This window comes from Salmonella sp. SAL03688 (assembly GCF_046551895.1).
GTDB lineage: Bacteria > Pseudomonadota > Gammaproteobacteria > Enterobacterales > Enterobacteriaceae > Salmonella > Salmonella enterica.
On the sequence record NZ_JBGDVI010000011.1, the window covers coordinates 44,032 to 68,892 of the forward strand.

Genomic DNA, 24,861 nt, shown 5'->3' on the forward strand with positions numbered 1-24,861 from the left:
AGCGCCATCAGGCAATATGTCTTAAACAGCGATCACGCCGTCCAGCACCACCTGCAGTTTACCCTGCGAACAGCGCTCCACGCGTCCTCGTACCCGGTACACTTCAGCCAGACGCTCCGCAGTAATCACCGTCTCCGGCGCGCCGCTGGCGACCAGCCTGCCGTCTTTTAGCATCAGGACATGGTCACCATGACGCAGTGCAATATTAATGTCATGCGCCACGACTATCGTTACCCTATTTTGCGCCTGGGTATCCCGACGCACGAGATCCATTACGTGAAACTGATAGTTTAAATCCAGCGCGCTGAGCGGCTCATCCAGCAACAGAAGTTCAGGGCGACGAATCAGCGATTGCGCCAGACCCACTAACTGCCGTTGACCGCCGGAAAGCTGGTCGAGATACTGCAACGCCAGATGCGTTATGCCCAATTGCTCAAGGATAGCCAGTATCTGCGCTCTGCCCTGCGCATTGTCTCTGCCGCCTGATGCCCGCAGTACCACGATAATCGACTCCAGTACATGCAGATGTACGCCCTGCGGTAATGACTGCGGCAAAAACACAACTTTCTGCGCCCGCTCGGCAAACGATAACGACATGAGATCTTCGCCATCAAGCAGCGCCTCGCCGTCGGCGTTATTCAGCCCGGCCAGCGAACGTAGTAACGTCGATTTACCACAGCCGTTCGGCCCCAGCAAAATGGTAATTTTCCCGCGCGGCAGTAAGGGAACGTTGAGATCTGCAATAACCGGCTGAGTGGAATAGCCGGCGCTAAATGAGCGGAGCATTAACCCGCGCATCAGAGACTCCCCCGATGTCGCAATACAATGCTTAAAAAGAACGGAACCCCGACCAGCGAGGTGACAATCCCCACCGGCACCATGACGCCCGGAATACTATTTTTCGCCGCAATAGAGGCCAGCGATAACACCAGCCCGCCTATCAGCACGCTGCCCGGAAGGTAGAAACGGTGATCTTCCCCCAAAAGTATTCGCGCAATGTGCGGTGCAACGAGACCAATAAAACCAATCGGCCCGACGAAAGCTACCGTCAGCGCTGATAACAAGCTGATACGCAACAATGACAGCAGGCGTAAACGGCGGACATGAATCCCAAAGCTCATCGCCCTCTCTTCGCCCAGACGTAATGCCGTGAGTTGCCAGGCGCTTCGTAACGCGCAAAAAAGCACAGCAATAAACACCACGGCCAGTACGCCCAATTTTTCCCACGACGCGCGGACCAGGCTCCCCATCGTCCAGAATACCAGCCCCTGCAGCGTATCTTCATCAGCCACAAACTGCATAATGGCGACCAACGCGTTAAAGGTGAATACCAGCGCAATACCGAACAACACCACTCCGGATGCGGCGACGCCTGTCCAACGGGTAATACCGTCCAGGAGTAACGCGGATAAAAGCGCAAAGATGAACGCATTGGCCGGGATAAACCAGGCGGCAGGAATACCGGGAATACCGATCCCCAACACAATCGCCAGCGCAGCGCCAAAAGCCGCTGCGGACGATACGCCAAGGGTAAACGGCGTCGCCAGCGGATTATTTAAAATGGTTTGCATTTCGGCGCCCGCTAACCCTAACGCCATGCCCACCAGTAGGGCCATCAGGGCATAGGGTAAACGAATATCCCAGACAATAACGTGTATGCCCGCATTCACCTTTTCCGGCTGGAAAAGCGCCTGCCACAGCGCACTGAGCGGTAAACCCGAAGACCCACAGGTTACATCCACCATCAGTGAAGCCATCATCGCCAGCGCAATAGCTAACATGAGCACAGCCCGTTTGCGTATGATCTGGCGATAGCGCGGAATGACGGGCGTGGAAGCGAGAGCGGGGGCTAAAAGTGATTTGTCCTGACAGGTCATGGCTCGGGCTACGTTATTAATCAGAGGAGAATTATAGCGCCGAATTATTTCGTTATATATTTATTTATATTTCGATTAATGACACGGTGGCCTATCTCACCGGTTTCCAATAAATATCCTCCGGCATAGCCCTGTGTCTTGATCAGATCTCCTGATCAAGACACAGGGCCTGGCTGGGGGTTTTCCATAGACAAAAAAAGCGTGGAGCCATCCACGCTTGAGGCTGTTGACAAAATGTAACCAGGTGGCAATGTTCCAACCACGGACCTACAAAAAGTACGTAATCTGTTGATATTCTCGTTTCGTAAGTCAGGCAAAGCGCTAGCTGCCTCTCGCAGAAATGCCAACACCACAGATAATTGTCAGCAGTCCTCATTTTTCAGTCAGCAAATATCGGTCCGGCAGGGAATTTCGCCAGAAACCCGGTGACGGCCAGCAGAGACCACAGCCCGGGCCACTCAATCTGGCGCTCCCGCAGTTCATCATCCAGCGTCATAAGCGCAAACTCACCTTTATCGCCCGGCACGCCGCCCTGCCAGAGCAGCCGCTGCGCCTGCTGCCGCGCCCAGGGAGAATCGCTCTTCCAGGCCAGCAGGTGCAGCAGAGCCTGCTGCAGGCAGACACTGTGAGAATGTTGATCCCGCAACAGCCGCCGGTAAACCGGCAGCGATATGCTGCGCACGGTATAAAAACCGCTGCGGGTTTCGCTGTCAACATCTGCCATGCCAGCACAGAACTGACTGGCCAGGTCACATAAACGATTGTGCGTCAGCGGCTGGCGCAGGGCATCCAGACGACCTGCTGCGGCACACAGCAGCCCGCTCCTTTGCCGTTCTTGTGGCAGCGAATCAGGCAAAACCGCTACCGTTTCAGCCGCCCCGGCCTGCGCATGCTGTACGCCCGCGTCATAACAACGGACAAAGAAATCATGGCTGCCACGGACAATTGACGGGTGCGCCAGCAGATTCAGCGCCGGGTGCAGTTGTTCAAGCTCGTCCAGTGATGCCAGCGTATAATTGACAACCACATCTTTTATCGATGCCCGGCCTTCCGGACGAAATGCTATGGTTTCATTCATCAAAGTCTCCTTATGGGACATTCCCGGAGGCGATGCTGCGCATCTGTCCGGGCTACAGAGCCATGCAATCCGGTAGCCCGGACAGGTACCGGTTTACATCGCCAGCACGTACTTGAGCATCACCCCGGCGGCTATCGCCGAGCCAATCACCCCCGCCACGTTCGGGCCCATCGCGTGCATCAGCAGGAAGTTCTGCGGGTCTGATTCCAGGCCCACCTTGTTCGATACGCGTGCCGCCATCGGCACCGCCGACACCCCCGCCGAACCGATAAGCGGGTTGATTTTGTTCTTACTGCACAGGTTCATCAGCTTCGCCATCAGCACCCCGGCCGCCGTCCCAATCCCGAACGCAATCACACCCAGCAGCAGAATGCCCAGCGTCTGCGGCTGCAGGAACTTGTCCGCCACCAGCTTCGCGCCCACCGACAGCCCGAGGAAGATGGTCACGATATTAATCAGCCCGTTCTGTACCGTGTCGCTCAGACGCTCCACCACGCCGCTTTCGCGCATCAGGTTGCCAAAGCAGAACATCCCCAGCAGCGGCGCGGCGTCCGGCAGCAGCAGGGCCACCAGTAGTAACAGCACCACCGGGAACAGAATCTTCTCCCGCTTGCTCACCGTGCGCAGCTGCACCATGCGGATTTTCCGCTCTTTCTCGCTGGTCAGCGCGCGCATAATCGGCGGCTGGATTAACGGCACCAGCGCCATATACGAGTACGCCGCCACCGCGATGGCCCCCAGCAGCTCCGGCGCCAGTTTGCCCGACAGGTAAATCGCCGTCGGGCCGTCCGCGCCGCCGATGATGCCGATGGCCGCCGCCTGCGGCAGGGTGAAGCTGATAAGGCCGAAGTAGTTCAGCGTCAGCGCCCCCAGTACGGTGGCGAAGATGCCGAACTGCGCCGCCGCGCCGAGCAGCAGGGTACGCGGGTTGGCCAGCAGCGGGCCGAAGTCGGTCATCGCGCCGACGCCCATGAAGATGACCAGCGGCGCGACGCCGGAACCAATCGCCACTTTGTAGAACAGCGCCAGTACGCCAGGCGTGTAGCCCATGTCCACCGCCAGATTTTCCATCTGGTTCTGGACGGAGGGCAGCGCCAGCGCTAACGCCTCTTTAATGGCGTGCACGTCCGGCGCGCAGTTCAGCTTCGCGGCAATCACCGCCAGCTGCCCGGCGTCGTGGTGCGCCAGCAGGCTTTCCAGCGCGGTCAGCGCCATACCCGCTTCCGGGATGTTGGAGAGCAGCCCGCCGAAGCCAATCGGCAGCAGCAGTAACGGCTCGAACTTCTTCGCAATCGCCAGCCACAGCAGCAGCAGGCTCACCAGCAGCATGATGGCCTGGCCTGCGCCAAGGTGCATCAGCCCCATGCCCTGAAGCAGGGCGTTCAGACTTTCCATTTCAGTTCTCCGTTACGCCAGCGTCATCAGGGTGTCGCCCACGGAGACCGCGTCCCCGGACTTCACCGCGATACCGCGTACCGTCCCGGCCTGCGCGGCGCGGATTTCGGTTTCCATCTTCATGGCTTCCAGAATCAGCAACACATCGCCTTCGGCCACCGTCTGGCCCTCGGTGGCAATCACCTTCCAGATGTTGCCCGCCAGCGGCGCGGTGACCGGGGTGCCGGCGCCTGCCGGGGCGGTGGCAGGAGCAGAAGAGGCAGCAGGTGCAGCCGCAGTGAGCTGGCTGATATCGCCGCCGTCGCTGACCTTCACCACAAAGGCTTTGCCTTCCACTTCCACGGTGTAGATACCGGAGGCGGCAGGCTTCTCTGCTTTTGCCACCGGCTGCGCGGCTTCCGCCTGCGGCAGTGGCTCAAACGCCGCCGGGTTGTGGCGGTTCTCAAGGAATTTGAGGCCGATTTGCGGGAACAGCGCCACGGTGAGCACGTCGTCGATGGCGTTTCCCGCCAGAGTAATCCCCTTCTCCTGCGCCTGGCGCCTGACGTCCGCTTCCAGTTCAGCCAGCTCTGGCTTCAGCAGGTCCGCCGGGCGGCAGGTCACCGGAGCGCCCCCGTCCAGCACGCGGGCCTGTAACGCAGCGTTCACCGGCACCGGGGTGTGGCCGTATTCGCCTTTCAGAATGCCGGCCGTTTCTTTGGCAATGGTTTTGTAGCGCTCGCCGGTCAGCACGTTGAGCACCGCCTGGGTGCCGACAATCTGCGAGGTGGGGGTCACCAGCGGGATAAAGCCAAGGTCCTCGCGCACGCGGGGGATTTCCGCCAGCACCTGGTCCAGCCTGTCCGCCGCGTTCTGCTGCTTCAGCTGGCTTTCGAGGTTGGTCAGCATTCCGCCCGGCACCTGGGCCACCAGAATGCGGCTGTCGTAGCCTTTCAGCTGGCCTTCAAAGGCGTGATACTTTTTGCGCACCTCGCGGAAGTACGCGGCGATGCTCTCCAGCTTCAGGATATCCAGCCCGGTGTCGTGCTCAGTACCTGCCAACGTCGCCACCAGCGCTTCGGTGGCCGGGTGGCCGTAGGTGGCGCTCATGGACGAAATCGCCGTGTCCACGCCGTCAACACCCGCCTCGATAGCCTTCAGCAGCGCCATCTCTGCCATCCCGGTGGTGGCGTGACAGTGCAGGTGCAGGCGCACCTCAAAACGTTTTTTGATTTCGCTGACCAGCTCATACGCCGCCATCGGGGTGAGAATGCCGGACATATCCTTGATGGCGATGGAATCGACGCCGGTTTCCAGCAGTTGCTCCGTTAAATCCAGCCAGGTCTGCAGCGTGTGCGCCGGGCTGGTGGTATAGCTCAGCGTGCCCTGGGCGTGGGCGCCGTGGCTGCGCACCGCCTGCAGGGCGGCTTTCATATTGCGCGGGTCGTTCATGGCATCGAAGACGCGGAACACGTCCATGCCGTTTTTTACCGCGCGTTCGACGAAGCGTTCCACCACATCATCGGCGTAGTGGCGATAACCGAGCAGGTTCTGGCCGCGCAGCAGCATCTGCAGGGGGGTCTTCGGCATGGCCTTTTTGAGTTCGCGCAGGCGCAGCCACGGGTCTTCGCCGAGGAAGCGGATGCAGGCGTCAAAGGTGGCGCCGCCCCAGCACTCCAGCGACCCGTAGCCCACGTCGTCGAGCTGAGCGGCAATCGGCAGCATGTCATCAAGGCGCAGGCGGGTGGCGAAAAGGGACTGGTGGGCGTCACGCAGGACGACGTCGGTAATGGCAATGGTCATGGATCCCTCCGGGAAATTAAACGTGGTGGCGGTGATGGTGAATGGCGGCGGCAATCACCGGCTTTAAGCGGGTGAAGTCGTCCACGGCGGGAACGGCGCGCGGTGCGGGCGCGGCGACGGGTTCCGGGAAGAAGCGAGTAATCACGGCGGACATGCCGCGGATGGCGAAAATCAGCAGGAACAGAAACGCCAGCACGAATCCCATGCCGAGGAACATCAGAGTGAAGCCTTCACCTAATAGCACCGAACTATTCATAATAAAGTCTCAAATTTAATAATCTAAAATAGAAAAGTAATATCAGGCATTAATAGAAGGGATAAAATACCGGTAGTAAAATCATACTAACGATAAAACAAACCAAACTAATCGCCAATCCGGGTTTTAAGAAATCTTTAAATTTAACATTCCCCGGACCAATAATCATTGAGTTTGCTGGAATAGCCATTGGAGTACAAACAGCAACACTACTCGCAATAAAAACAGCAATAACAACTGCACGAGGGTCTGCGCCAATAGACTGTGCGATAGTCCATCCTACCGGGCATAACAACGTACATGCTGCAGTGTTACTCATTACTTGAGTCAAAGCCCATGTAAGTATCCACAATGACGCCATAATAATCATAACGCCAGAATCTCCGGTTACTGAAATAACGGCATTGGCAATCATTTCTCCAGCACCAGTAGAATTAAGCGCGGCACCTAAAGGCATCATAAACGCAAGCATGAAAACAGTTAGCGTTTCAAAAGAATTAAAAGTTTCCTTTTGTGTTAAAACGCCAGCGAATACAAGAACAATAGCCGCACAACATGCAATAATATGCATTGGAGGCAGAAACTTAATATAATCAGTTGCCACCATTCCAGCGATAGACAGAATAAAAACGGCTAAAGTTAAATTTCTATGCCAGGCCGGAATTTGGCTATAATCCATTTGAGAATCAGATTGTGTATTTCCATCACGATCTGCGATGAGTTTTGAACCGAAGAAATAGAGAAATATAGAGCATGCAATCAGCAAAGGAATACCAATTTTAGCGTATTCGAAAAATGGCACCGACAGACTTCCCTTACTAAAAGTTTCAATAGTATTTTTAGCAATCAGATTTCCTGGCGAACCGATAATAGAAATGTCAGCACCGATTGTTGCCCCAAAAACCAGAGGCATAAGAAGTTTAATAGGCTTAATCTGACTACTGGCGGCAATACCTAAAACAATAGGAATTAGCACAGCAACTGTTCCGCTATTAGAAACAAAGGCAGACATAACTCCACCAATAAGAAAAATCAATACACTAAGGCTTCTTTCTGTTTTAGCATATTTTAGTAAAATTTTACTTGATTGCCATGCCAAACCTGTTTTAAAAAATGCCGCACCGAGTACACACATGGCGACGATAAGAATAACATTCGCATTTACGATTGAAGCAAAAATATCCTTAGCATCGATAACACCGGTAAAATAAAGTGCCATTGGGACCATAAATGCAACTAATCCCATAGGAAGACGATCGCTAACAAAGATAATTATTGCAACCACTAAAACCAACAAAGTAATAATCGCTGGTGACATGTATACGTCCTTATATTATTAGGGTACAAAAACAACTCATTACAGTCATGAATACAACTGCAACAAGCATAAATCACATGTTATACTAAAATTACATCTAATTAATTTCTATTGAGAAAGAATACACTCACATAAATAACAACACTTACCCGACAAAGGCATAACATATTCTTACTGCTTTTGTTTCTGTTTAATCAAATAATTTCCTCTTAAAATCTGTCTGTGTATAATGCTACTTATATAAATGAAACTCATCCAATGCTAATAAGGTTGCAGCTTATGCAATATCGGCATCACCTCGAACTAACATGGCTCGAAGACTGTCTGGCTCTAAAAGAAACGTTAAATTTTTCAAAAGCGTCTGCCTCAAGATATGTGACTCAACCCGCATTTAGTCGTCGGATACAATCTCTCGAAGAATGGGTGGGGACGCCCCTTTTTGAAAGAAGTAAACGGGGAGTCACCCTTACCAAGGCCGGAGAAGTATTTACAGACCAGCTTCCCGAACTGATCCACTCCTTGTACACATTGAAAAGTGATACCCTTGAGGCTGCAGGTAATAAACAACCCAGTCTTGTTTTTTCAGCAACGCATGCTTTGTCTTTCTCTTTTGTACCGCATTTGTTAAAACAGAGTGATAAAATTGCAAAATTTGGTTCATTTCGTCTTTTATCTGACTCATTGAATGCGTGCGAAAAAATGATGCGGCAGGGAGATTCACAATTTTTGCTGTGTCACCATCACCCACATATGCATCTAAATTTAAATAAAAATAACTTTATGAGCATTCGTCTTGGGTTTGATACATTAATTCCATTCAGTAAACCAGACTCAGAAACGTTAAAACCGTTGTGGAATATAAATAATAAGATTCAATTCCCTTACCTTTCTTTTTCATCACAATCAGGTCTGGGAAGAATAATAGCAAATACAGCGTCTATTAACAGAATTACCCATAATATAAATGTTGCCTTTGTGGCCGATCTGGCAGCAACACTATTGGCAATGGTCAGATCTGGCGACGGTGTTGCCTGGATACCTCAAAGCCTTGCCAGGCAAGATATAGAGGCTAAAACTATTGTTACTGCAGCGGAAAAAGAAAGCAATTTATGGGTACCCATAGAAATAAGACTTTATAGACCAGCCAAGAGAATGCCTCCAGATGCCGAAGAGCTATGGGAAATTTTTGTTGAAGAACAAATATAATTATTTAATTGTAAAATGTTCTTTAATATAATCCTCAATGAATTTAATTAACGCTCTGGTTGCATATGATAAATATTTATCTTTCTTCCAGGCCAAACCAATCGTAACATAAGTCGGCTCAGTCATGGCCTTGGTTATTACTTTTTCGGCTTTAAGATCGACAGCGTCCAAAATGAAAGAAATTCCTTCATTTTTAGCAACCAGATCTATGTTGGTTTGAACCCTGTTTGATGATAGAAAAATATGAGTATGAATTCCTCGCTTTGTACATTCTTCAATAATCGTTTTTCTATGCCAGGAATCTTTTTTCATTAGTATCAATGGCTCATATTGTAGATCTTCCCAATCGATACTATCCTTTTTTGCCAGGGGATGTTTATCTGACATACATACCACGTGCTGCTGAGTCATTAATGGTACCGTAACTAATTCTTTTGGACAGTCATTAATAATAACAATAGCAAGATCCAGCTCTCCAGCAGAAAGTTTATCATGTAAACCAAAAGTCCCCTCTTCAACAAGAGAGAGTTCCATCTCTGGATAAATCTCTCGGAAATGCTTGAAGAGCGGTGAAAAAAGAAACAAACTTATCATCGGTGGGATCCCCAAAGTTACTATACCACCATTTTCATTACGATAATCTTTCATTTCCGCTACGCTATTTTTTAACGCAATAAGGATAGGTTCAATTTTTTGTAAGAAAAACATGCCCTCCTCAGTAAGGACAAGTTTATTTTTCTTTCTATCAAATAATGTCACCCCTAATTCAGTCTCTAACTTCTTAATAGCAATGGTGATATTAGGTTGAGAAACAAAATGCCGCTCAGCAACTCTGGTTAAGTTACCTAACAAAGAAGCGCTTACAAAATATTCTAATTGTCTAATTTCCATCTATTTTCCACTACTATAAATAAAATTTATCATTTAATAAAAATAACATATTTCCTTCCTACAATGAATACGAATATCATGAAAATGTGATCAATGGATAAAACAATGCAACATAGCACTGGAGGGAGTATGAGTCGTATATTAAATACAGAAATTATCATTCCGGTTATCGAAAAACTTGTAAAAAAAGCTTGTTATGAACTGGATGATAATCTCATGTGTTCTTTTCGTAAAGCATATGATAAAGAAGAGTCAAAGATCGGCAAGGAAACCATTAAGATATTAATTGATAATGGAGAGTATGCAAAAAAAGAACAACTTGCATGCTGCCATGATACCGGCACTTGTATCGTTATAATGGAAATTGGACAACATGTATGCTGGGAAGGTAAGCCGCTTAAAGATCAGGTGAACCAGGGTGTTCGCCAGGGCTATGAAAATGGATACTTAAGAAAATCCATGGTTGCAGATCCATTAGAACGTATTAATACTAATGATAATACTCCTGCAATTTTACATACTGAAATTGTTGATGGTGACCGAGTGACAATTACCGTTATGCCAAAGGGCGGCGGTAGCGAAAATATGGGAACTTTTAAAACATTGCTTCCCGGCGATGGTATTGATGGTATAAAAGATTTTGTTCTGGAAACTGTCCGTCGTGTAGGAGGCAATCCATGCCCTCCTTATATTATTGGTATCGGCGTTGGCGGTACAATGGATCACTGTTCGTGGATGGCGAAGAAAGCATTATTACGCCCTCTTGGTGAGTTCAATGCTAAACCACTTTATGCCCAGCTCGAAGCTGAATTATTAGAGGCCGTGAATAATACAGGGATCGGCCCTTTAGGTATGGGCGGGCGTATTACGGCGTTAGGCGTGCATGTCGATTACTATCCTTGCCATATCACTGCACTGCCAGTCGCAATCAATTTCCAATGTAATGCAAGCCGCCACGCTAGTGAAATCATTTAATACCTGGAGAAGCTATGATGGAATTAACATTACCATTGACTAAAGAGAAAGCGAAAACTCTTAAGGTCGGCGATATATTATTTCTCACTGGATTTGCTTACACCTGCCGTGACGCCGCGCATAAAAAAATCGAAGTAGCGCTTAGTAACGGAGAAAAATCACCAGTCGATTTTCAAAATCAAACGATTTACTATGCTGGCCCCTGCCCTGCCAGACCTGGTTTACCTATTGGCTCCAACGGTCCTACAACGGCCGCGCGTATGGACCCATTTGTAGAAATGATGTTTCAACAAGGGGCAACTGCGTTTCTTGGCAAAGGCGATCGTGCTGATTATGTCGCTGAGCTTTGTAAAAAATACGGTGGGGTTTCGCTACTCGGGATTGGAGGAGCGTCTGCAATTAATACAAAACATGTTAAATCAGTAGAAATTGTTGCCTACGAAGAATTAGGAACAGAATCCATTAAGAAGTTATATTTTGACCGCTATAGAGTCATTGTAGGAATTGATTCGGAAGGAAATACTCTCCAGAAGCAGGAAGTACCTAAGTACGCCAAAGAATAATACATTAATATTGGCAATATCGGTCCGGTAGGCTGTTACCGGACCGATATGTTTTCTATCCTGCACTTCACCACAGGATAGAAACTAAACTTAGCCGCGACGGGCTTTTACCGCTGCCGACAACTGACGAAGCAGCGCATCGGTATCTTCCCAGCCAATACAGGCGTCAGTAATGCTTTTACCGTAGGTCAGCGGCTGACCGCTTTCCAGACTCTGGTTTCCTTCCACCAGATGACTCTCTACCATCACGCCAATAATCGCTTTTTCACCGCCTGCTATCTGCTGACAGACATCGGCGCAAACCTCCATCTGCTTTTGAAATTGCTTACAGGAGTTGGCATGGCTGAAATCGATCATGACCTGCGGCGTCAGTCCCGCTTTGATGAGGCCTTCTTTCACCTCAGCAACATGTTGCGCGCTATAGTTTGGCGCTTTACCGCCGCGCAGAATGATATGGCAGTCGCCGTTGCCGCTGGTATTCACAATCGCCGAATGACCCCATTTAGTGACGGAGAGGAAGCAATGCGGCGCGCCGGCGGCGTTGATGGCGTCAATGGCGACTTTAATCGTGCCATCAGTACCATTTTTAAAACCGACCGGACAAGAGAGGCCAGACGCCAGTTCGCGATGAACCTGGGATTCAGTAGTCCGCGCGCCAATGGCGCCCCAGCTCATCAGATCGGCCAGATATTGCGGCGTGATCATATCGAGGAATTCGCCGGCGGCAGGCAGGCCGCTGTCGTTAATATCCAGCAGCAGTTTGCGCGCAATACGCAGACCGTCGTTAATCTGGAAGCTGTTATCCATATGCGGATCGTTAATCAGCCCTTTCCAGCCGACGGTGGTACGCGGTTTCTCAAAATAGACACGCATGACAATTTCAAGCTCGCCTTGAAGCTCATCGCGTAGCGCCAGCAAACGGGCGGCATACTCTTTCGCCGCTGCCGGATCATGAATTGAACAAGGACCGATCACCACCAGCAGACGATCGTCATTGCCTTTGAGAATTTTATGGATGGCTTTGCGTGCGTGAGCAACGGTATTTGCTGCATTTTCCGTGGCGGGAAACTTTTCCAGCAGCGCGACCGGAGGTAATAACTCGTTGATTTCTTTAATGCGTAAATCGTCGTTCTGATAATTCATGTTTATTCCAGTGTTGCCGTACTTATCCCAATGAATGCAATCCCTCCAATCTATCTCTTCAATTAAATAGTGTAAACGGGCTTTTACACTTTGAACGGAATAATCCTGGAATTCAGGAAAAAAACGCACAAATGTAGCGAAAAATGGGATCTAACCTACACTTTTTAACTGTAACCACTCTGTTTATGAATTATTGCAAGATTCTCTGCTGCGTTAACCCGCGGCGGCGAACGCTTTTTATCCCTTATTTGAGGATTTGACTGACACGTGCACTGTTGGAAGAGGTTATCCGACATATCCACCATAACAGGAGCATCTTATGAAAATGACAAAACTGACTACGCTTTTACTCACCGCTACCCTCGGCCTTGCCAGCGGCGCAGCGTTAGCTGCTGAATCTAACGCGCAATCCAGTAATGGCCAGGCGAACTCGGCGGCAAATGCCGGTCAGGTTGCCCCGGACGCCCGCCAGAATGTAGCGCCGAATGATGTGAATAACAACGACATCAATACCAACGGCAATACTAACAGCACGATGCAGCATCCAGACGGTTCAACCATGAATCATGACGGAATGACCAAGGATGAAGAGCATAAAAATACCATGTGTAAAGACGGTCGCTGCCCGGATATTAATAAAAAAGTGGAAACCGGTAATGGCGTCAATAATGACGTGAATACCAAAACCGACGGTACCACACAGTAATGCAGAAAAAAGTCTGATAACGGGAGAGCTTTCGCTCTCCTTTTTATTTTGTCAGCGAAAAATCAGTATGATGTCTACAGTATTGATGAGAATAACAAAGGAATGACGTTATGGCGCACTCACACTCTCATGCCGATTCACACCTGCCGAAAGATAATAATGCTCGTCGCCTGCTTTTCGCCTTTATCGTCACTGCCGGATTTATGCTCCTTGAGGTGGTGGGCGGGATACTCTCCGGCTCTCTGGCGTTGTTGGCGGATGCGGGACATATGCTCACCGACGCGGCGGCCCTTCTCTTTGCGCTGCTGGCGGTTCAATTTTCCCGTCGTCCCCCGACTGTTCGCCACACTTTTGGCTGGCTAAGACTCACCACTCTGGCGGCCTTTGTGAATGCCATTGCGTTGGTGGTCATTACCCTTCTCATTGTCTGGGAAGCGATAGAGCGCTTTTACACGCCACGTCCGGTGGCGGGCAATCTGATGATGGTGATTGCGGTTGCGGGTCTGCTGGCGAACCTGTTTGCGTTCTGGATTCTCCATCGGGGAAGCGATGAAAAAAACCTGAACGTGCGCGCTGCCGCGCTACATGTGATGGGCGATTTGCTGGGTTCCGTCGGCGCAATAGTCGCCGCGTTGATCATTATCTGGACAGGCTGGACGCCAGCGGACCCGATTCTCTCTATTCTGGTTTCGGTACTGGTGCTACGCAGCGCCTGGCGTTTGTTAAAAGATAGCGTCAACGAATTGCTGGAAGGCGCGCCGGTTTCACTGGATATTAATGCCTTACAGCGCCATTTAAGTCGGGAAATCCCCGAAGTCCGCAACGTACACCATGTGCATGTCTGGATGGTCGGCGAAAAACCGGTCATGACGTTGCACGCTCAGGTCATTCCGCCACACGACCATGATGCGCTGCTGGAACGTATCCAGGATTTCCTGATGCACGAATACCATATTGCGCACGCTACGATTCAGATGGAGTATCAAGTGTGTCACGGCCCGGACTGTCATCTGAATCAGACGCCATCCGGGCATGTTCATCACCATTAACGGGAAAGCGCGCGCGATCCTCGCTCCCGCGCGCTGTTTATCCACAGGCGACTACCGTTCACGGCGATAAATGTCAGGATCAGATATTCCAGCGACATCGCATAGACGCCCTGCAAAGCAAAAATCACCACACTGATTACGTTGATTATCACCCACAGGAGCCAGTTTTCGACATATTTGCGTGTCATCAAAATCATCGCCACGATAGACAGCACCATCATGCAAGAGTCCCAGAACGGGAAAGCGTCCGGTTGCAGTACAGGCATTGTCACCTGTAACCCCAGCATCTGCATAATGGCGACGGCCACGCGCGTCAGGACGGCGAATACGGGATCGATATATCGCGTCATCAAACCAATGGCTATCACACATATCGCCAGCCATGCCATTGCTTTTGGCAACGGCAGCCAGCGGATTTTAAGCTCGGCTTCATTATCCTTTGTTTGCCGCGACCACGCATACCAGCCATAAATATTGGCGGCAAAGAAAAAGAGTTGCAGCAACAGGCTGGCATAAAGCTGGATCTGAAAGAAAATAATCGCAAACAGGGTGACGTTAACCAGTCCAAAAAAGTAGTTGCTGATCTTCTCCAGACTGGCAAGCCAAATACAGAGCAGGCCGGCGATGGTTCCTACCGCTTCGATCCACGAGAGATCGTACCCGCCAGCGCCAATCGGAATATGAATCAGTATGTTGTGCGTACTAAAAAAATCCATTCTCTCCCCCCAAAGATTTCCGTCTTTACGCCCGAAGTGTAGTCGCAAAATCCAGCATCCGGTTGAGGGGCAGTAACGCGCCCTCGCGTAGCGCCGCATCAACCTGTATTTCATGCGCCGCGCCTCCCTGCTCCAGCCCTTCAGCAATGGCTTTCAGGCCATTCATCGCCATCCACGGACAGTGCGCGCAGCTACGGCAGGTCGCCCCCTCGCCAGCCGTGGGCGCTTCAAGCAGCTCTTTTTCAGGCACCGCCTGCTGCATTTTGTAGAAGATGCCGCGATCGGTCGCCACGATAAGCTGTCTGTGCGGCAGCGTTTTTGCCGCCTTAATAAGCTGACTGGTGGAGCCCACCGCATCGGCCATTTCGACAATGGACTGCGGCGATTCAGGGTGAACCAGAAGAGCGGCATCGGGATAGATTTTTTTTAAACGGGTCAACGCCTGGGTTTTAAACTCGTCATGCACGATACACGCCCCTTGCCAACACAGTACATCGGCCCCGGTCTGTTTTTGCACGTAATTCCCCAGGTGTCTGTCCGGCGCCCAGATAATTTTTTCCCCCAAACTATCCAGATGCTCAATCAGTTCTACGGCGATACTGGAGGTCACAACCCAGTCCGCACGCGCTTTAACAGCAGCCGAGGTGTTAGCATAGACCACTACGGTTCTGTCAGGGTGCGCATCACAAAAAGCGCTAAATTCGTCTATTGGGCAGCCTAAATCCAGCGAACATTCCGCCGCCAGGGTAGGCATAAGAATGGTCTTTTCCGGGCTGAGGATTTTGGCGGTTTCCCCCATAAACCGTACGCCCGCTACCAGTAACGTGGATGCGGCGTGCTTCGCGCCGAAACGGGCCATTTCCAGTGAGTCGGAAATACAGCCGCCGGTTTCTTCTGCTAACTGTTGAATTTCCGGATCGGTGTAGTAGTGCGCCACCATGACGGCATTGCGCTCTTTGAGCAACCGCTTGATTTTCTCACGATAAAATTGCTTTTCGTCGTCGTTCAACGGCGTTGGTTTCGGCGGGAACGGGTAGATTGCGGCTTGTGGGTCAAACATTACGCTCATCGTGGCTTCTCGTTTTTCTGACTTAACGAAAAAACCGAATGAAAGCGTAATAAACGCCACAATCGGTTAATTTGTTTTATATGCTAAACAAGATAGCCGATTCAATAAGGAAAGTCACAATAATTACGTAGCCCGTGTCTGATGGCGGCGTAACGTTTTATCTGGCCTGCGTGAGCGGTGCCGTCTGTAGGCCTGATAAGCGCAGCGCATCAGGCAAGACCCAAACCTGCGGCAGGTTCGAATCTTCCATATCGCAGATAGCAAAAAGGCGCCGCCAGCGCCCTCTTTTACATTGGTGGGTCGTGCAGGATGACTCGGCTTCGCCTCGCCCTTCGGGCCGTCGCCGTAAACGGCTCCGTTGTCTCACTGCGTTCGACCCGAACCTGCGGCAGGTTCGAATCTTCCATATCGCAGATAGTAAAAAAGCGCCTTTAGGGCGCTTTTTTACATTGGTGGGTCGTGCAGGATGACTCGGCTTCGCCTCGCCCTACGGGCCGTTGCTGACGCAACGTTATCCTTCACGCTCAACATCTGAGTTTGATGTTAAATTGGTGGGTCGTGCAGGATTCGAACCTGCGACCAATTGATTAAAAGTCAACTGCTCTACCAACTGAGCTAACGACCCCCTGGATAAGGGTTACTGCTTCAATCATTCAGGATGGTGGGTCGTGCAGGATGACTCGGCTTCGCCTCGCCCTTCGGGCCGTTGCTAAAGCAATGTTATCCTTCACGTTCTCTACCAGTTACCACCTTGTATATTGGTGGGTCGTGCAGGATTCGAACCTGCGACCAATTGATTAAAAGTCAACTGCTCTACCAACTGAGCTAACGACCCATACGGGTGCTGCCTGAAAGATTTTACTCGGACCATCTAAAGATGGTGGGTCGTGCAGGATGACTCGGCTTCGCCTCGCCCTACAGGTTGCTGAAGCAACGTTATCCTTCACGTTCAACATCTGAGTTTGATGTTAAATTGGTGGGTCGTGCAGGATTCGAACCTGCGACCAATTGATTAAAAGTCAACTGCTCTACCAACTGAGCTAACGACCCAAGTGGTGGGTGATGACGGGATCGAACCGCCGACCCCCTCCTTGTAAGGGAGGTGCTCTCCCAGCTGAGCTAATCACCCGATACTACGCTGGATATTACTGACTAACCGAAGTTAGTGGTGGGTCGTGCAGGATGACTCGGCTTCGCCTCGCCCTACGGGCCGTTGCTGACGCAACGTTATCCTTCACGTTTTATTCTCGTTTCCACCGAACGATTGGTGGGTCGTGCAGGATTCGAACCTGCGACCAATTGATTAAAAGTCAACTGCTCTACCAACTGAGCTAACGACCCACTTTTACGTTGCTTTCGAGTTGTTTAATATCCCGTGGCAACGGCGGCATATATTACTGATTTCAGATTTGAGCGCAACAAAAATTTCGACGCAGAGGGCTCAACTGCTTAGGAATCGCACGACGCGACCAGAAAAAAGGCGTTTTCTGGTCGCATGGTACGCATTACATCGCGTTAAGACGCTTCTGCGCCTGTTTCGCGCCATCAGTGCCAGGATATTTGTTAATCACCTGCTGATAAACCGCTTTCGCTTTTGCCGTATCACCTTTGTCCTGCATGATAACGCCAACTTTGTACATCGCGTCCGCAGCCTTCGGCGACTTAGGATAGTTTTTTACTACCGAGGCGAAATAATAGGCGGCATCATCTTTTTTACCCTTGTTGTAATTCAACTGGCCCAGCCAATAATTGGCGTTCGGCTGATAAGTAGAATCAGGGTATTTCTTGATGAAGTTCTGAAACGCTACAATCGCATCATCCTGGCGAGACTTATCCTGCACCAGCGCGATAGCCGCATTGTAATCGGTATTCGCATCGCCACTTTGTACCGGCGCCCCTGAGGTTGCCGTACCGGCATCCGGGGCGGGGGTCGCAGTGGTTGCCGTCCCGCTCTGGTCACCAGCTGCTGGCTGCGCTGCGCCGCCATTATTTAAGCTCCCCAGCTGCAGCATAATTTGCTTCTGGCGCTCCATCACCTGATTCAGTTGATACTGATTTTCCTGGATTTGGCCGCGCAAAGAATCGATATCGGACTGATTATCGGAGAGCTGCTGCTGAAGTTGGGTTAAAAGCTGGCTGTGAGCGTTAGAGATACGCTCAAGTTGAGTGACGCGGTCTTCGACCGAGCCTGAGCCGACACTACTGATTGGCGCCTGAGCAAAAGCGGCCCAGGGGGCCGCTATGCCAACCAGTAACGACAGACTCAACAGGTGATGTCTGAAGTTACTGCTCATGCAATTCTCTTAGTAAACCAGTACAGCGCGACGGTTCTTAGCGTAAGCCGCTTCGTCGTGGCCCAGTACGGCAGGTTTTTCTTTACCGTAAGAAACGATGGAGATCTGGTCAGCGGAAACGCCTTTACCCTGCAGATACATCTTAACAGCGTTCGCACGACGTTCGCCCAGGGAGATGTTGTACTCCGGAGTACCGCGTTCGTCCGCGTGACCTTCTACGGTGACTTTGTAAGACGGGTTGCTACGCAGGAAGTTAGCGTGCGCATCCAGCATTGCCGCGAAGTCAGAACGGATATCGTACTTGTCGAGATCGAAGTAAACGATGTTGTTCTGCTGCAGCTGCTGCATCTGCAGACGCGCTTGCTCTTCAGATGACATGTTGCCGTTGCCGTTAGCGTCCATACCAGTGCCGGCGCCGTTCAGCATGCCGCCTTCGCTACCGTCATTGCTGGCGTTCTTGTTGGAAGAACATGCCGCGATTGCCATAACAGGCAGGGCAATCATCAGGCCCTTCAGCACTTTGTTCAGTTGCATTTCTTTAATTCCTTTAGTAATCAATTAATTATTATCACAGATACGGCGACCAGGCAGGCGATTTCACCTGACCATCAGTTGCCGGAAGACGCGCTTTGAAACGCCCATCTGTAGAAACCAAATTCAGCACAGATCCCATCCCCTGAGAAGAGCTGTAGATTACCATCGTGCCGTTAGGTGCCAGACTTGGCGTTTCATCCAGGAACGTTGACGACAGAACCTGTACGCCACCCGTCACCAGATCTTGTTTGGCAATGTGCTGCTGCCCGTTATTTGAGCTTACCATTACCATAAATTTACCGTCGCTGCTGACATCCGCATCCTGGTTTTGCGAACCTTCCCAGGTAATACGCTGCGCCGCACCGCCGTTAATGTTCATTTTATACACTTGCGGACGTCCAGCCTGGTCAGAGGTAAAGGCCAGAGTCTGGCTGTCCGGGAACCAGGTCGGCTCCGTATTGTTGCTACGCCCGTCCGTTATCTGACGAATCTGGCCGGAGGCGAGATCCATAACGTACAGGTTCAGACTTCCGGTTTTCGATAACGCGAACGCCAGTTTCGTCCCATCCGGCGAGAAGGCCGGCGCGCCGTTGTGACGCGGGAAGGACGCAACCTGACGCACTGCGCCGTTTGCCAGCGTCTGGATAACCAGCGCGGAGCGACCGCTTTCAAATGTCACGTAAGCCAGTTTTGAGCCGTCCGGAGACCACGCCGGAGACATCAACGGCTGCGGAGAACGGTGCACTACGAACTGATTATAGCCATCGTAATCCGACACACGCAGTTCATACGGGAACTGACCGCCGTTAGTCTGTACCACATAGGCGATACGAGTACGGAACGCGCCCTTAATGCCCGTCAGTTTTTCAAAGACTTCGTCACTGGCAGTGTGGCCTGCATAACGCAGCCACTGCTTGTTCACTTTATAAGAGTTTTGCGCCAGTACAGTCCCCGGCGCGCCGCCAGTGTCAACCAGCTGATAAGCAACATTGTAGGAACCGTCCGGATTCGGCGTTACCTGCCCAACGACGACGGCATCAATACCCAGCGCAGACCATGCGGTAGGCTGAACTTCCTGAGCGGTGGCTGGCTGCTGCGGCAGTCGGGACCGGTCTAACGGATTAAATTTACCGCTATTGCGTAAATCTGCCGCCACGATGCCGCCGATATCTTCAGGCGCAGCGCCCGGCCCGGCCCATTTAAAAGGCACAACGCCAATCGGTCGCGCCGAGTCCACCCCCTGGGTGATCTCGATACGGACTTCTGCGTGCAGCACTGCCGCCCACAGCATCAGAAAACCAAATGCTACTCGTAATGCCTGCTTCATCATATCTCCCATACCTGGGCCTGCGACCCACGATAATTTAGCAGAATGTTAACAAACTCAAATACACAAAACCACCAGGACCAGTAACAACTCAACCGCTCCAACTTCCATAAAGAAAAGTATCTACAGTTTAAAGTCTAGTTTGGCATCCTTTATTTTCTCATAAACAGCCTGGCTTGGCGGTTTAGGAATTTTCGCGGTTTTTGCCGCCATTAACGCCGCCTGACAAAGCGCCGGATCGCCGCCCTCAGACGTAATGCTTTTTAATGAGCCATCCGGCGCCAGGCTAATATGCAAGACACATTGTTTGCCCTGATACAGGCTCGCATCATACAGACGGCTCTGAATGGCGACCTGAATCTGTTTCGCGTAGGCGCTGATATCAGCGCCTGTCGCCCCACCGTTAGCGCCCGATGTACCGCTATCTTTCGATGGCTGACCATTCCCTTTCGCGCCACCGCCGGTTTTTGGCGCATTCTTACCCGAGCTGAGATCGCCAAGCAGATCGTCGACGCCTTCTGCGGCGGCCGCTTTTTCGGCAGCCGCTTTCTTCTTAGCGTCCGCCGCTGCTTTCGCCGCCGCGGCATCCGCTTTCTTCTTCGCCTCCGCCGCCGCTTTCGCCGCCTCGGCATCCGCTTTCTTCTTCGCCTCCGCCGCTGCTTTCGCCGCTTCGGCCTCCGCTTTCTTCTTCGCCTCCACCGCTGCTTTCGCCGCTTCGGCCTCTGCTTTCTTCTTCGCGTCCGCCGCCGCTTTCGCCGCTTCGGCTTCCGCTTTCTTCTTCGCGTCCGCCGCCGCTTTTACCGCCTCGGCCTCTGCTTTCTTCTTCGCGTCCGCCGCCGCTTTCGCCGCCTCGGCCTCCGCTTTTTTCTTCGCGTCTGCCGCCGCTTTCGCCGCTTCTTCGGCCTGTTGCTGCTGCTGTTGCGCCAGTTTTGCCGCTTCTTCAGCCTGCTTTTGCTGCTCCTGAGCCGCTAAACGTTCTTTCTCAAGTTGTTTCAACCGCTCCTGTTCGGCAGCCTGCTTCTGCTGCAGCTCCTCTGCTTGCTGCTGTTGCAGCTTTTTACGCTCTTCTTCCGCGCGTCTGGCGCTGGCCTGTTGATCCTGCTGACGGTTGTACTGCTGCACAACGGCGCCAGGATCGACCATCACCGCGTCGATAGCGGAACCGCCGCCGCCGCCGGCAGAAGCCTCTATATGCTCATCAAACGAACTCCAGATCAGCACTGCAAATAAGATGATATGCAGCACGGCTGAAATAATTATCGCCCGTTTGAGCTTGTCGTTTTGTTCGGTTGCCTTTGACACTCTCGGTTCCCAAAAAACTGTTCGCCTGTTACTCGCCGTCTTTCAAGCCAACGGGACGCAGACTTCAGATTGGCTGCGTCATTAAGCCAACCGATTTTACGCCCGCGCTGTGTAACAAGTTCAGCGCTTTAATTATTTCATCGTACGGCACCTCTTTCGCGCCGCCGATTAAAAAGACTGTTTTCGGATTAGCCTGCAGATGACGCTTTACTTCTGCGATCACCTGTTCAGACGGCAGTTGATCCATTCGATCTTTATCAACCACTACGCTGTATTGCCCTACTCCGGAAACCTCAATAATGACCGGTGGATCGTCGTTACTACTGACCGCCTGCGACTGATTCGCCTCCGGCAAGTCGACTTCCACGCTCTGGGTAATGATCGGCGCGGTTGCCATAAAGATCAGCAGCAGCACCAACAGTACGTCGAGTAGCGGTACAATATTGATTTCGGACTTAAGTTCGCGACGACCTCGTCCACGCGTTCTGGCCATGGCTTACCCCTTGTTGCTTTCGCTTACGGTAAACGCCTGGCGGTGCAGAATCGCGGTGAACTCTTCCATAAAGTTGTCGTAATTCAGTTCCAGCTTGTTCACGCGCTGATTCAGTCGGTTGTAAGCCATAACCGCAGGGATGGCGGCAAACAGACCAATCGCCGTGGCAATCAATGCTTCGGCAATACCCGGCGCAACCATTTGCAGAGTCGCCTGTTTCACCGCGCCCAGGGCGATAAACGCATGCATAATCCCCCATACGGTGCCAAACAGACCGATATAAGGACTGATAGAGCCTACCGTGCCAAGAAACGGGATATGCGTTTCCAGCGTTTCCAGCTCTCGGTTCATGGAGATGCGCATCGCACGCGACGCCCCCTCTACCACTGCCTCCGGCGCATGGCTGTTGGCGCGATGGAGCCGGACAAACTCTTTGAACCCGCTATAAAAGATTTGCTCCGAGCCCGACAGACTATCGCGTCTCCCCTGGCTTTCCTGGTACAGACGCGATAGTTCGATTCCGGACCAGAATTTATCTTCAAACGCTTCCGCCTCACGCGCAGCGGCGTTCAGGATACGCGTTCGCTGGATAATGATGGCCCAGGATGCTATTGAAAAACCAATCAAAATCAACATGATAAGTTTAACCAGAAGGCTTGCCTTCAGGAACAAATCAAGGATATTCATGTCAGTCACTGCTTAAACTCCGCGACAATAGACTTAGGAAGCGCACGAGGCTTCATTTTGAGTGGATCAACGCAAACAATCAGAACCTCTGCTTCATTTAGCAGCGTGTTCTCTGCGTTGACAATGCGTTGCGTGAAAACCAAAGCGGTGCCACGCATTGACGTAATTTCTGTTTGAACTTCAAGCATATCGTCGAGCCGCGCAGGCGCATAGTATTCCAGCGTCATCTTGCGCACCACAAAGGCGACCCGCTCCGCCAGCAGCACCTGTTGGCTGAAGTGATGGTGACGCAGCATCTCCGTGCGCGCTCTTTCATAAAAAGCGACATAGCTGGCGTGATAAACCACACCGCCGGCGTCCGTGTCTTCGTAATAAACTCGAATTGGCCATCGAAACATATACTTATTCATCCCTGCAGCCTCTTTGTTGGCGTCATCCGCTTGCCGCCGTAATGCCTCAAGAATGCCGTTGTATATCGCCTTGTATTCACTTTACATCCCGGTAATGCAACAAAAGTAGAGCTTTTAAACGTTGCTACTATACGCGTGGGAATGAGGCTTGGGAATGGGGGGAAGTTAAGGGAGAGTAAAAATATATGGGCTTATGCAAGCCCCTATATTTTTAAGGAGGTTTCTTATTCACAAGAAGAAGAAAATCAGGCCGACGATAAGGACGATATCCGCAAGGAGCGGACAGAAAATCCCTTGCCAGTGTACGGATTCAGGGCGAAAACCCACACCGTGGATTATGCCTGCGCAAACCGCCCACATCAGCAATAATCCGTGCCAGATTTCAAGCGTGCTGGTCCTGGCGGCAAACCGTGACGGGTCCCAGAACATACATCCTGCCAGCACTATCGCCATCACGAAGGAAAGCGCCCTTAACGGGCGCTTGTCCATTACCGCATACAGTTTTGCGATAATATGGGTCATTAGCTTTCTTCTTGACCGGTTTTACCCGCTTCAACGTGCTCAAGCGCCAGGGCGGTAATGATCCCGAATGCACAGGCAAGAAGCGTTCCCAGAATCCATGCGAAATACCACATTTTAAGCTCCTTACTTAGTACAGAGAGTGGGTGTTGCTTTCAATATGTTCTTTAGTGATACGACCGAACATTTTCCAGTAACACCAGCTGGTGTAGATCAGAATGATCGGTACGAACACCGCCGCAACCCAGGTCATCAGGTTCAGCGTCATCTGGCTGGATGTCGCATCCCACATGGTCAGGCTGGCATTCATCATCGTGCTGGACGGCATCACAAATGGGAACATAGCGATACCCGCCGTCAGAATAATGCAGGCCAGGGTCAGCGAAGAGAACAGGAATGCCCACGCGCCTTTCTCCATACGGGAAGTCAGGATAGTCAGCAGCGGCAGAACCACGCCCAGAGCCGGAACCAACCACAGGATCGGAGCATTATTAAAGTTCACCAGCCAGGCGCCAGCTTCACGCGCCACTTCTTTAGTCAGCGGGTTAGAGGCGGCATGATGATCAATCGCGGATGTCACGACATAACCATCAATACCATACATTACCCAAACGCCCGCCAGCGCAAAGCACACTAATGTCACCAGCGCCGCAATCTGCGAGGTGGCGCGCGCGCGCAGGTGCAGTTCGCCAACGGTACGCATTTGCAGGTAAGTCGCCCCCTGCGTGATGATCATCCCTACGCTTACGATACCCGCCAGCAGACCAAACGGGTTCAGCAACTGGAAGAAGTTACCGGTGTAGTACAGACGCAGATACTCATCCACGTGGAACGGTACGCCCTGCAACAGGTTGCCAAAGGCCACGCCAATCACCAGCGGCGGCACAAAGCTACCGATGAACACGCCCCAGTCCCACATGTTGCGCCAGCGCGGGTCTTCAATCTTGGAACGGTAATCAAAACCGACCGGACGGAAGAACAACGACGCCAGCACCAGGATCATCGCCACATAGAAACCGGAGAACGCCGCAGCGTAAACCATCGGCCAGGCAGCAAACAACGCACCGCCCGCGGTGATCAACCACACCTGGTTACCGTCCCAGTGTGGGGCGATAGAGTTAATCATAATTCGACGTTCGGTGTCGTTACGACCGAGGAAACGGGTGAGCATCCCCACCCCCATGTCGAACCCATCGGTGACGGCGAAACCAATTAGCAAAATGCCAACCAGCAGCCACCAGATAAAACGTAGTACTTCATAATCGATCATT

At 51.6% G+C, this 24,861-nt stretch carries 26 protein-coding genes, 5 tRNA genes and 1 other RNA gene; 5 read left to right on the top strand and 27 right to left on the bottom strand.

The window, feature by feature from the left end:
• Positions 1-21: 21 nt before the first annotated feature.
• From ACLJR2_RS12910 to ACLJR2_RS12940, 7 genes are all read right to left on the bottom strand, one after another.
• On the bottom strand, positions 22-798 hold the full coding sequence (locus ACLJR2_RS12910) for an ABC transporter ATP-binding protein (protein WP_001214710.1): 777 nt from the start codon (positions 796-798) through the stop codon (positions 22-24).
• The gene (locus tag ACLJR2_RS12915; protein WP_000128328.1) at positions 798-1,877 is read right to left on the bottom strand and encodes a FecCD family ABC transporter permease; all 1,080 of its coding nucleotides are present in this window, start codon (positions 1,875-1,877) and stop codon (positions 798-800) included. Before ACLJR2_RS12915 ends, ACLJR2_RS12910 begins: the two co-directional genes overlap by 1 nt.
• A 379-nt stretch (positions 1,878-2,256) precedes the next feature.
• Positions 2,257-2,955, bottom strand: coding sequence for a triphosphoribosyl-dephospho-CoA synthase (locus tag ACLJR2_RS12920; protein WP_001534215.1), 699 nt, complete (start codon positions 2,953-2,955; stop codon positions 2,257-2,259).
• 93 nt (positions 2,956-3,048) lie between these two features.
• Positions 3,049-4,350 carry an oxalacetate decarboxylase subunit beta gene (locus tag ACLJR2_RS12925; protein ID WP_001534195.1) on the bottom strand — a complete coding sequence of 434 codons (1,302 nt, stop codon included), beginning with the start codon at positions 4,348-4,350 and terminating at the stop codon, positions 3,049-3,051.
• Positions 4,351-4,362: 12 nt separating this feature from the next.
• Positions 4,363-6,132: a sodium-extruding oxaloacetate decarboxylase subunit alpha gene (oadA, locus tag ACLJR2_RS12930; protein WP_001534234.1), complete on the bottom strand. Its 1,770-nt coding sequence runs from the start codon at positions 6,130-6,132 to the stop codon at positions 4,363-4,365.
• 16 nt (positions 6,133-6,148) lie between these two features.
• Complete coding sequence (locus tag ACLJR2_RS12935; RefSeq protein ID WP_043991123.1) at positions 6,149-6,388, bottom strand: oxaloacetate decarboxylase subunit gamma; 240 nt, start codon at positions 6,386-6,388, stop codon at positions 6,149-6,151.
• 49 nt (positions 6,389-6,437) lie between these two features.
• Positions 6,438-7,706: an SLC13 family permease gene (locus ACLJR2_RS12940; protein ID WP_000074129.1), complete on the bottom strand. Its 1,269-nt coding sequence runs from the start codon at positions 7,704-7,706 to the stop codon at positions 6,438-6,440.
• A 222-nt stretch (positions 7,707-7,928) separates the two neighbouring features.
• On the opposite strand from ACLJR2_RS12940, the gene ACLJR2_RS12945 reads away from it, so the two are divergent.
• Positions 7,929-8,912 carry a LysR family transcriptional regulator gene (locus tag ACLJR2_RS12945; protein WP_000282119.1) on the top strand — a complete coding sequence of 328 codons (984 nt, stop codon included), beginning with the start codon at positions 7,929-7,931 and terminating at the stop codon, positions 8,910-8,912.
• Here ACLJR2_RS12945 and ACLJR2_RS12950 read toward each other — a convergent pair whose 3' ends face one another.
• The gene (locus ACLJR2_RS12950) at positions 8,913-9,803 is read right to left on the bottom strand and encodes a LysR family transcriptional regulator (RefSeq protein ID WP_000405927.1); all 891 of its coding nucleotides are present in this window, start codon (positions 9,801-9,803) and stop codon (positions 8,913-8,915) included.
• 129 nt (positions 9,804-9,932) lie between these two features.
• Here ACLJR2_RS12950 and ACLJR2_RS12955 point away from each other — a divergent pair, with 129 nt between their 5' ends.
• Together ACLJR2_RS12955 and ACLJR2_RS12960 are read left to right on the top strand one after the other, a co-directional pair.
• Complete coding sequence (locus ACLJR2_RS12955; protein WP_000086831.1) at positions 9,933-10,778, top strand: fumarate hydratase; 846 nt, start codon at positions 9,933-9,935, stop codon at positions 10,776-10,778.
• Between the two features lie 14 nt (positions 10,779-10,792).
• Positions 10,793-11,341: a FumA C-terminus/TtdB family hydratase beta subunit gene (locus ACLJR2_RS12960; RefSeq protein ID WP_000970375.1), complete on the top strand. Its 549-nt coding sequence runs from the start codon at positions 10,793-10,795 to the stop codon at positions 11,339-11,341.
• Positions 11,342-11,431: 90 nt separating this feature from the next.
• Here the strand turns inward: ACLJR2_RS12960 and aroG are convergent, their stop codons facing one another.
• A complete protein-coding gene (aroG, locus tag ACLJR2_RS12965) occupies positions 11,432-12,484 on the bottom strand; it encodes a 3-deoxy-7-phosphoheptulonate synthase AroG (protein WP_001109233.1) in 1,053 nt (350 codons plus the stop codon).
• A gap of 319 nt (positions 12,485-12,803) precedes the next feature.
• On the opposite strand from aroG, the gene ACLJR2_RS12970 reads away from it, so the two are divergent.
• Together ACLJR2_RS12970 and zitB are read left to right on the top strand one after the other, a co-directional pair.
• The gene (locus ACLJR2_RS12970; RefSeq protein ID WP_000784380.1) at positions 12,804-13,190 is read left to right on the top strand and encodes a YbgS-like family protein; all 387 of its coding nucleotides are present in this window, start codon (positions 12,804-12,806) and stop codon (positions 13,188-13,190) included.
• A gap of 110 nt (positions 13,191-13,300) precedes the next feature.
• Positions 13,301-14,239 carry a CDF family zinc transporter ZitB gene (zitB, locus tag ACLJR2_RS12975; protein WP_000951250.1) on the top strand — a complete coding sequence of 313 codons (939 nt, stop codon included), beginning with the start codon at positions 13,301-13,303 and terminating at the stop codon, positions 14,237-14,239.
• Here the strand turns inward: zitB and pnuC are convergent.
• The 18 genes from pnuC to cydB form a co-directional block, all read right to left on the bottom strand.
• Entirely contained in the window at positions 14,236-14,955 is a 720-nt protein-coding gene (gene pnuC, locus ACLJR2_RS12980; RefSeq protein ID WP_000345361.1) for a nicotinamide riboside transporter PnuC, read from the bottom strand. The genes zitB and pnuC overlap by 4 nt on opposite strands.
• A gap of 25 nt (positions 14,956-14,980) precedes the next feature.
• The gene (nadA, locus tag ACLJR2_RS12985; protein WP_000115344.1) at positions 14,981-16,024 is read right to left on the bottom strand and encodes a quinolinate synthase NadA; all 1,044 of its coding nucleotides are present in this window, start codon (positions 16,022-16,024) and stop codon (positions 14,981-14,983) included.
• A 293-nt stretch (positions 16,025-16,317) separates the two neighbouring features.
• Positions 16,318-16,445: non-coding RNA, RtT sRNA (locus tag ACLJR2_RS12990), on the bottom strand.
• Positions 16,446-16,573: 128 nt separating this feature from the next.
• A tRNA-Lys gene (locus ACLJR2_RS12995) sits at positions 16,574-16,649 on the bottom strand.
• A gap of 134 nt (positions 16,650-16,783) precedes the next feature.
• Positions 16,784-16,859 (bottom strand) — tRNA-Lys (locus ACLJR2_RS13000).
• A 139-nt stretch (positions 16,860-16,998) separates the two neighbouring features.
• Positions 16,999-17,074, bottom strand: a tRNA-Lys gene (locus ACLJR2_RS13005).
• Positions 17,075-17,077: 3 nt separating this feature from the next.
• Positions 17,078-17,153 (bottom strand) — tRNA-Val (locus tag ACLJR2_RS13010).
• Between the two features lie 136 nt (positions 17,154-17,289).
• Positions 17,290-17,365 (bottom strand) — tRNA-Lys (locus ACLJR2_RS13015).
• Positions 17,366-17,529: 164 nt separating this feature from the next.
• Positions 17,530-18,318, bottom strand: coding sequence for a cell division protein CpoB (gene cpoB / locus ACLJR2_RS13020; protein ID WP_000097553.1), 789 nt, complete (start codon positions 18,316-18,318; stop codon positions 17,530-17,532).
• Positions 18,319-18,327: 9 nt separating this feature from the next.
• Positions 18,328-18,852, bottom strand: a complete 525-nt coding sequence (pal, locus tag ACLJR2_RS13025; protein WP_001176621.1) for a peptidoglycan-associated lipoprotein Pal — start codon at positions 18,850-18,852, stop codon at positions 18,328-18,330.
• A 34-nt stretch (positions 18,853-18,886) separates the two neighbouring features.
• A complete protein-coding gene (tolB, locus tag ACLJR2_RS13030; RefSeq protein WP_001562341.1) occupies positions 18,887-20,179 on the bottom strand; it encodes a Tol-Pal system beta propeller repeat protein TolB in 1,293 nt (430 codons plus the stop codon).
• Positions 20,180-20,302: 123 nt separating this feature from the next.
• Positions 20,303-21,481, bottom strand: coding sequence for a cell envelope integrity protein TolA (gene tolA, locus ACLJR2_RS13035; protein ID WP_000030592.1), 1,179 nt, complete (start codon positions 21,479-21,481; stop codon positions 20,303-20,305).
• Positions 21,482-21,545: 64 nt separating this feature from the next.
• A complete protein-coding gene (tolR, locus tag ACLJR2_RS13040; protein WP_000124676.1) occupies positions 21,546-21,974 on the bottom strand; it encodes a colicin uptake protein TolR in 429 nt (142 codons plus the stop codon).
• A gap of 3 nt (positions 21,975-21,977) precedes the next feature.
• Positions 21,978-22,670, bottom strand: a complete 693-nt coding sequence (gene tolQ / locus ACLJR2_RS13045) for a Tol-Pal system protein TolQ (RefSeq protein ID WP_000131318.1) — start codon at positions 22,668-22,670, stop codon at positions 21,978-21,980.
• Positions 22,667-23,071 carry a tol-pal system-associated acyl-CoA thioesterase gene (gene ybgC, locus ACLJR2_RS13050; protein WP_001046240.1) on the bottom strand — a complete coding sequence of 135 codons (405 nt, stop codon included), beginning with the start codon at positions 23,069-23,071 and terminating at the stop codon, positions 22,667-22,669. The genes tolQ and ybgC overlap by 4 nt, the downstream gene beginning before the upstream one ends.
• A 228-nt stretch (positions 23,072-23,299) precedes the next feature.
• Positions 23,300-23,593, bottom strand: coding sequence for a cyd operon protein YbgE (gene ybgE, locus ACLJR2_RS13055; RefSeq protein WP_000148790.1), 294 nt, complete (start codon positions 23,591-23,593; stop codon positions 23,300-23,302).
• On the bottom strand, positions 23,593-23,706 hold the full coding sequence (gene cydX, locus ACLJR2_RS13060) for a cytochrome bd-I oxidase subunit CydX (protein WP_000270278.1): 114 nt from the start codon (positions 23,704-23,706) through the stop codon (positions 23,593-23,595). Before cydX ends, ybgE begins: the two co-directional genes overlap by 1 nt.
• Before the next feature lie 14 nt (positions 23,707-23,720).
• Entirely contained in the window at positions 23,721-24,860 is a 1,140-nt protein-coding gene (gene cydB / locus ACLJR2_RS13065; protein WP_000568258.1) for a cytochrome d ubiquinol oxidase subunit II, read from the bottom strand.
• Between the last annotated feature and the right edge of the window lies 1 nt (position 24,861).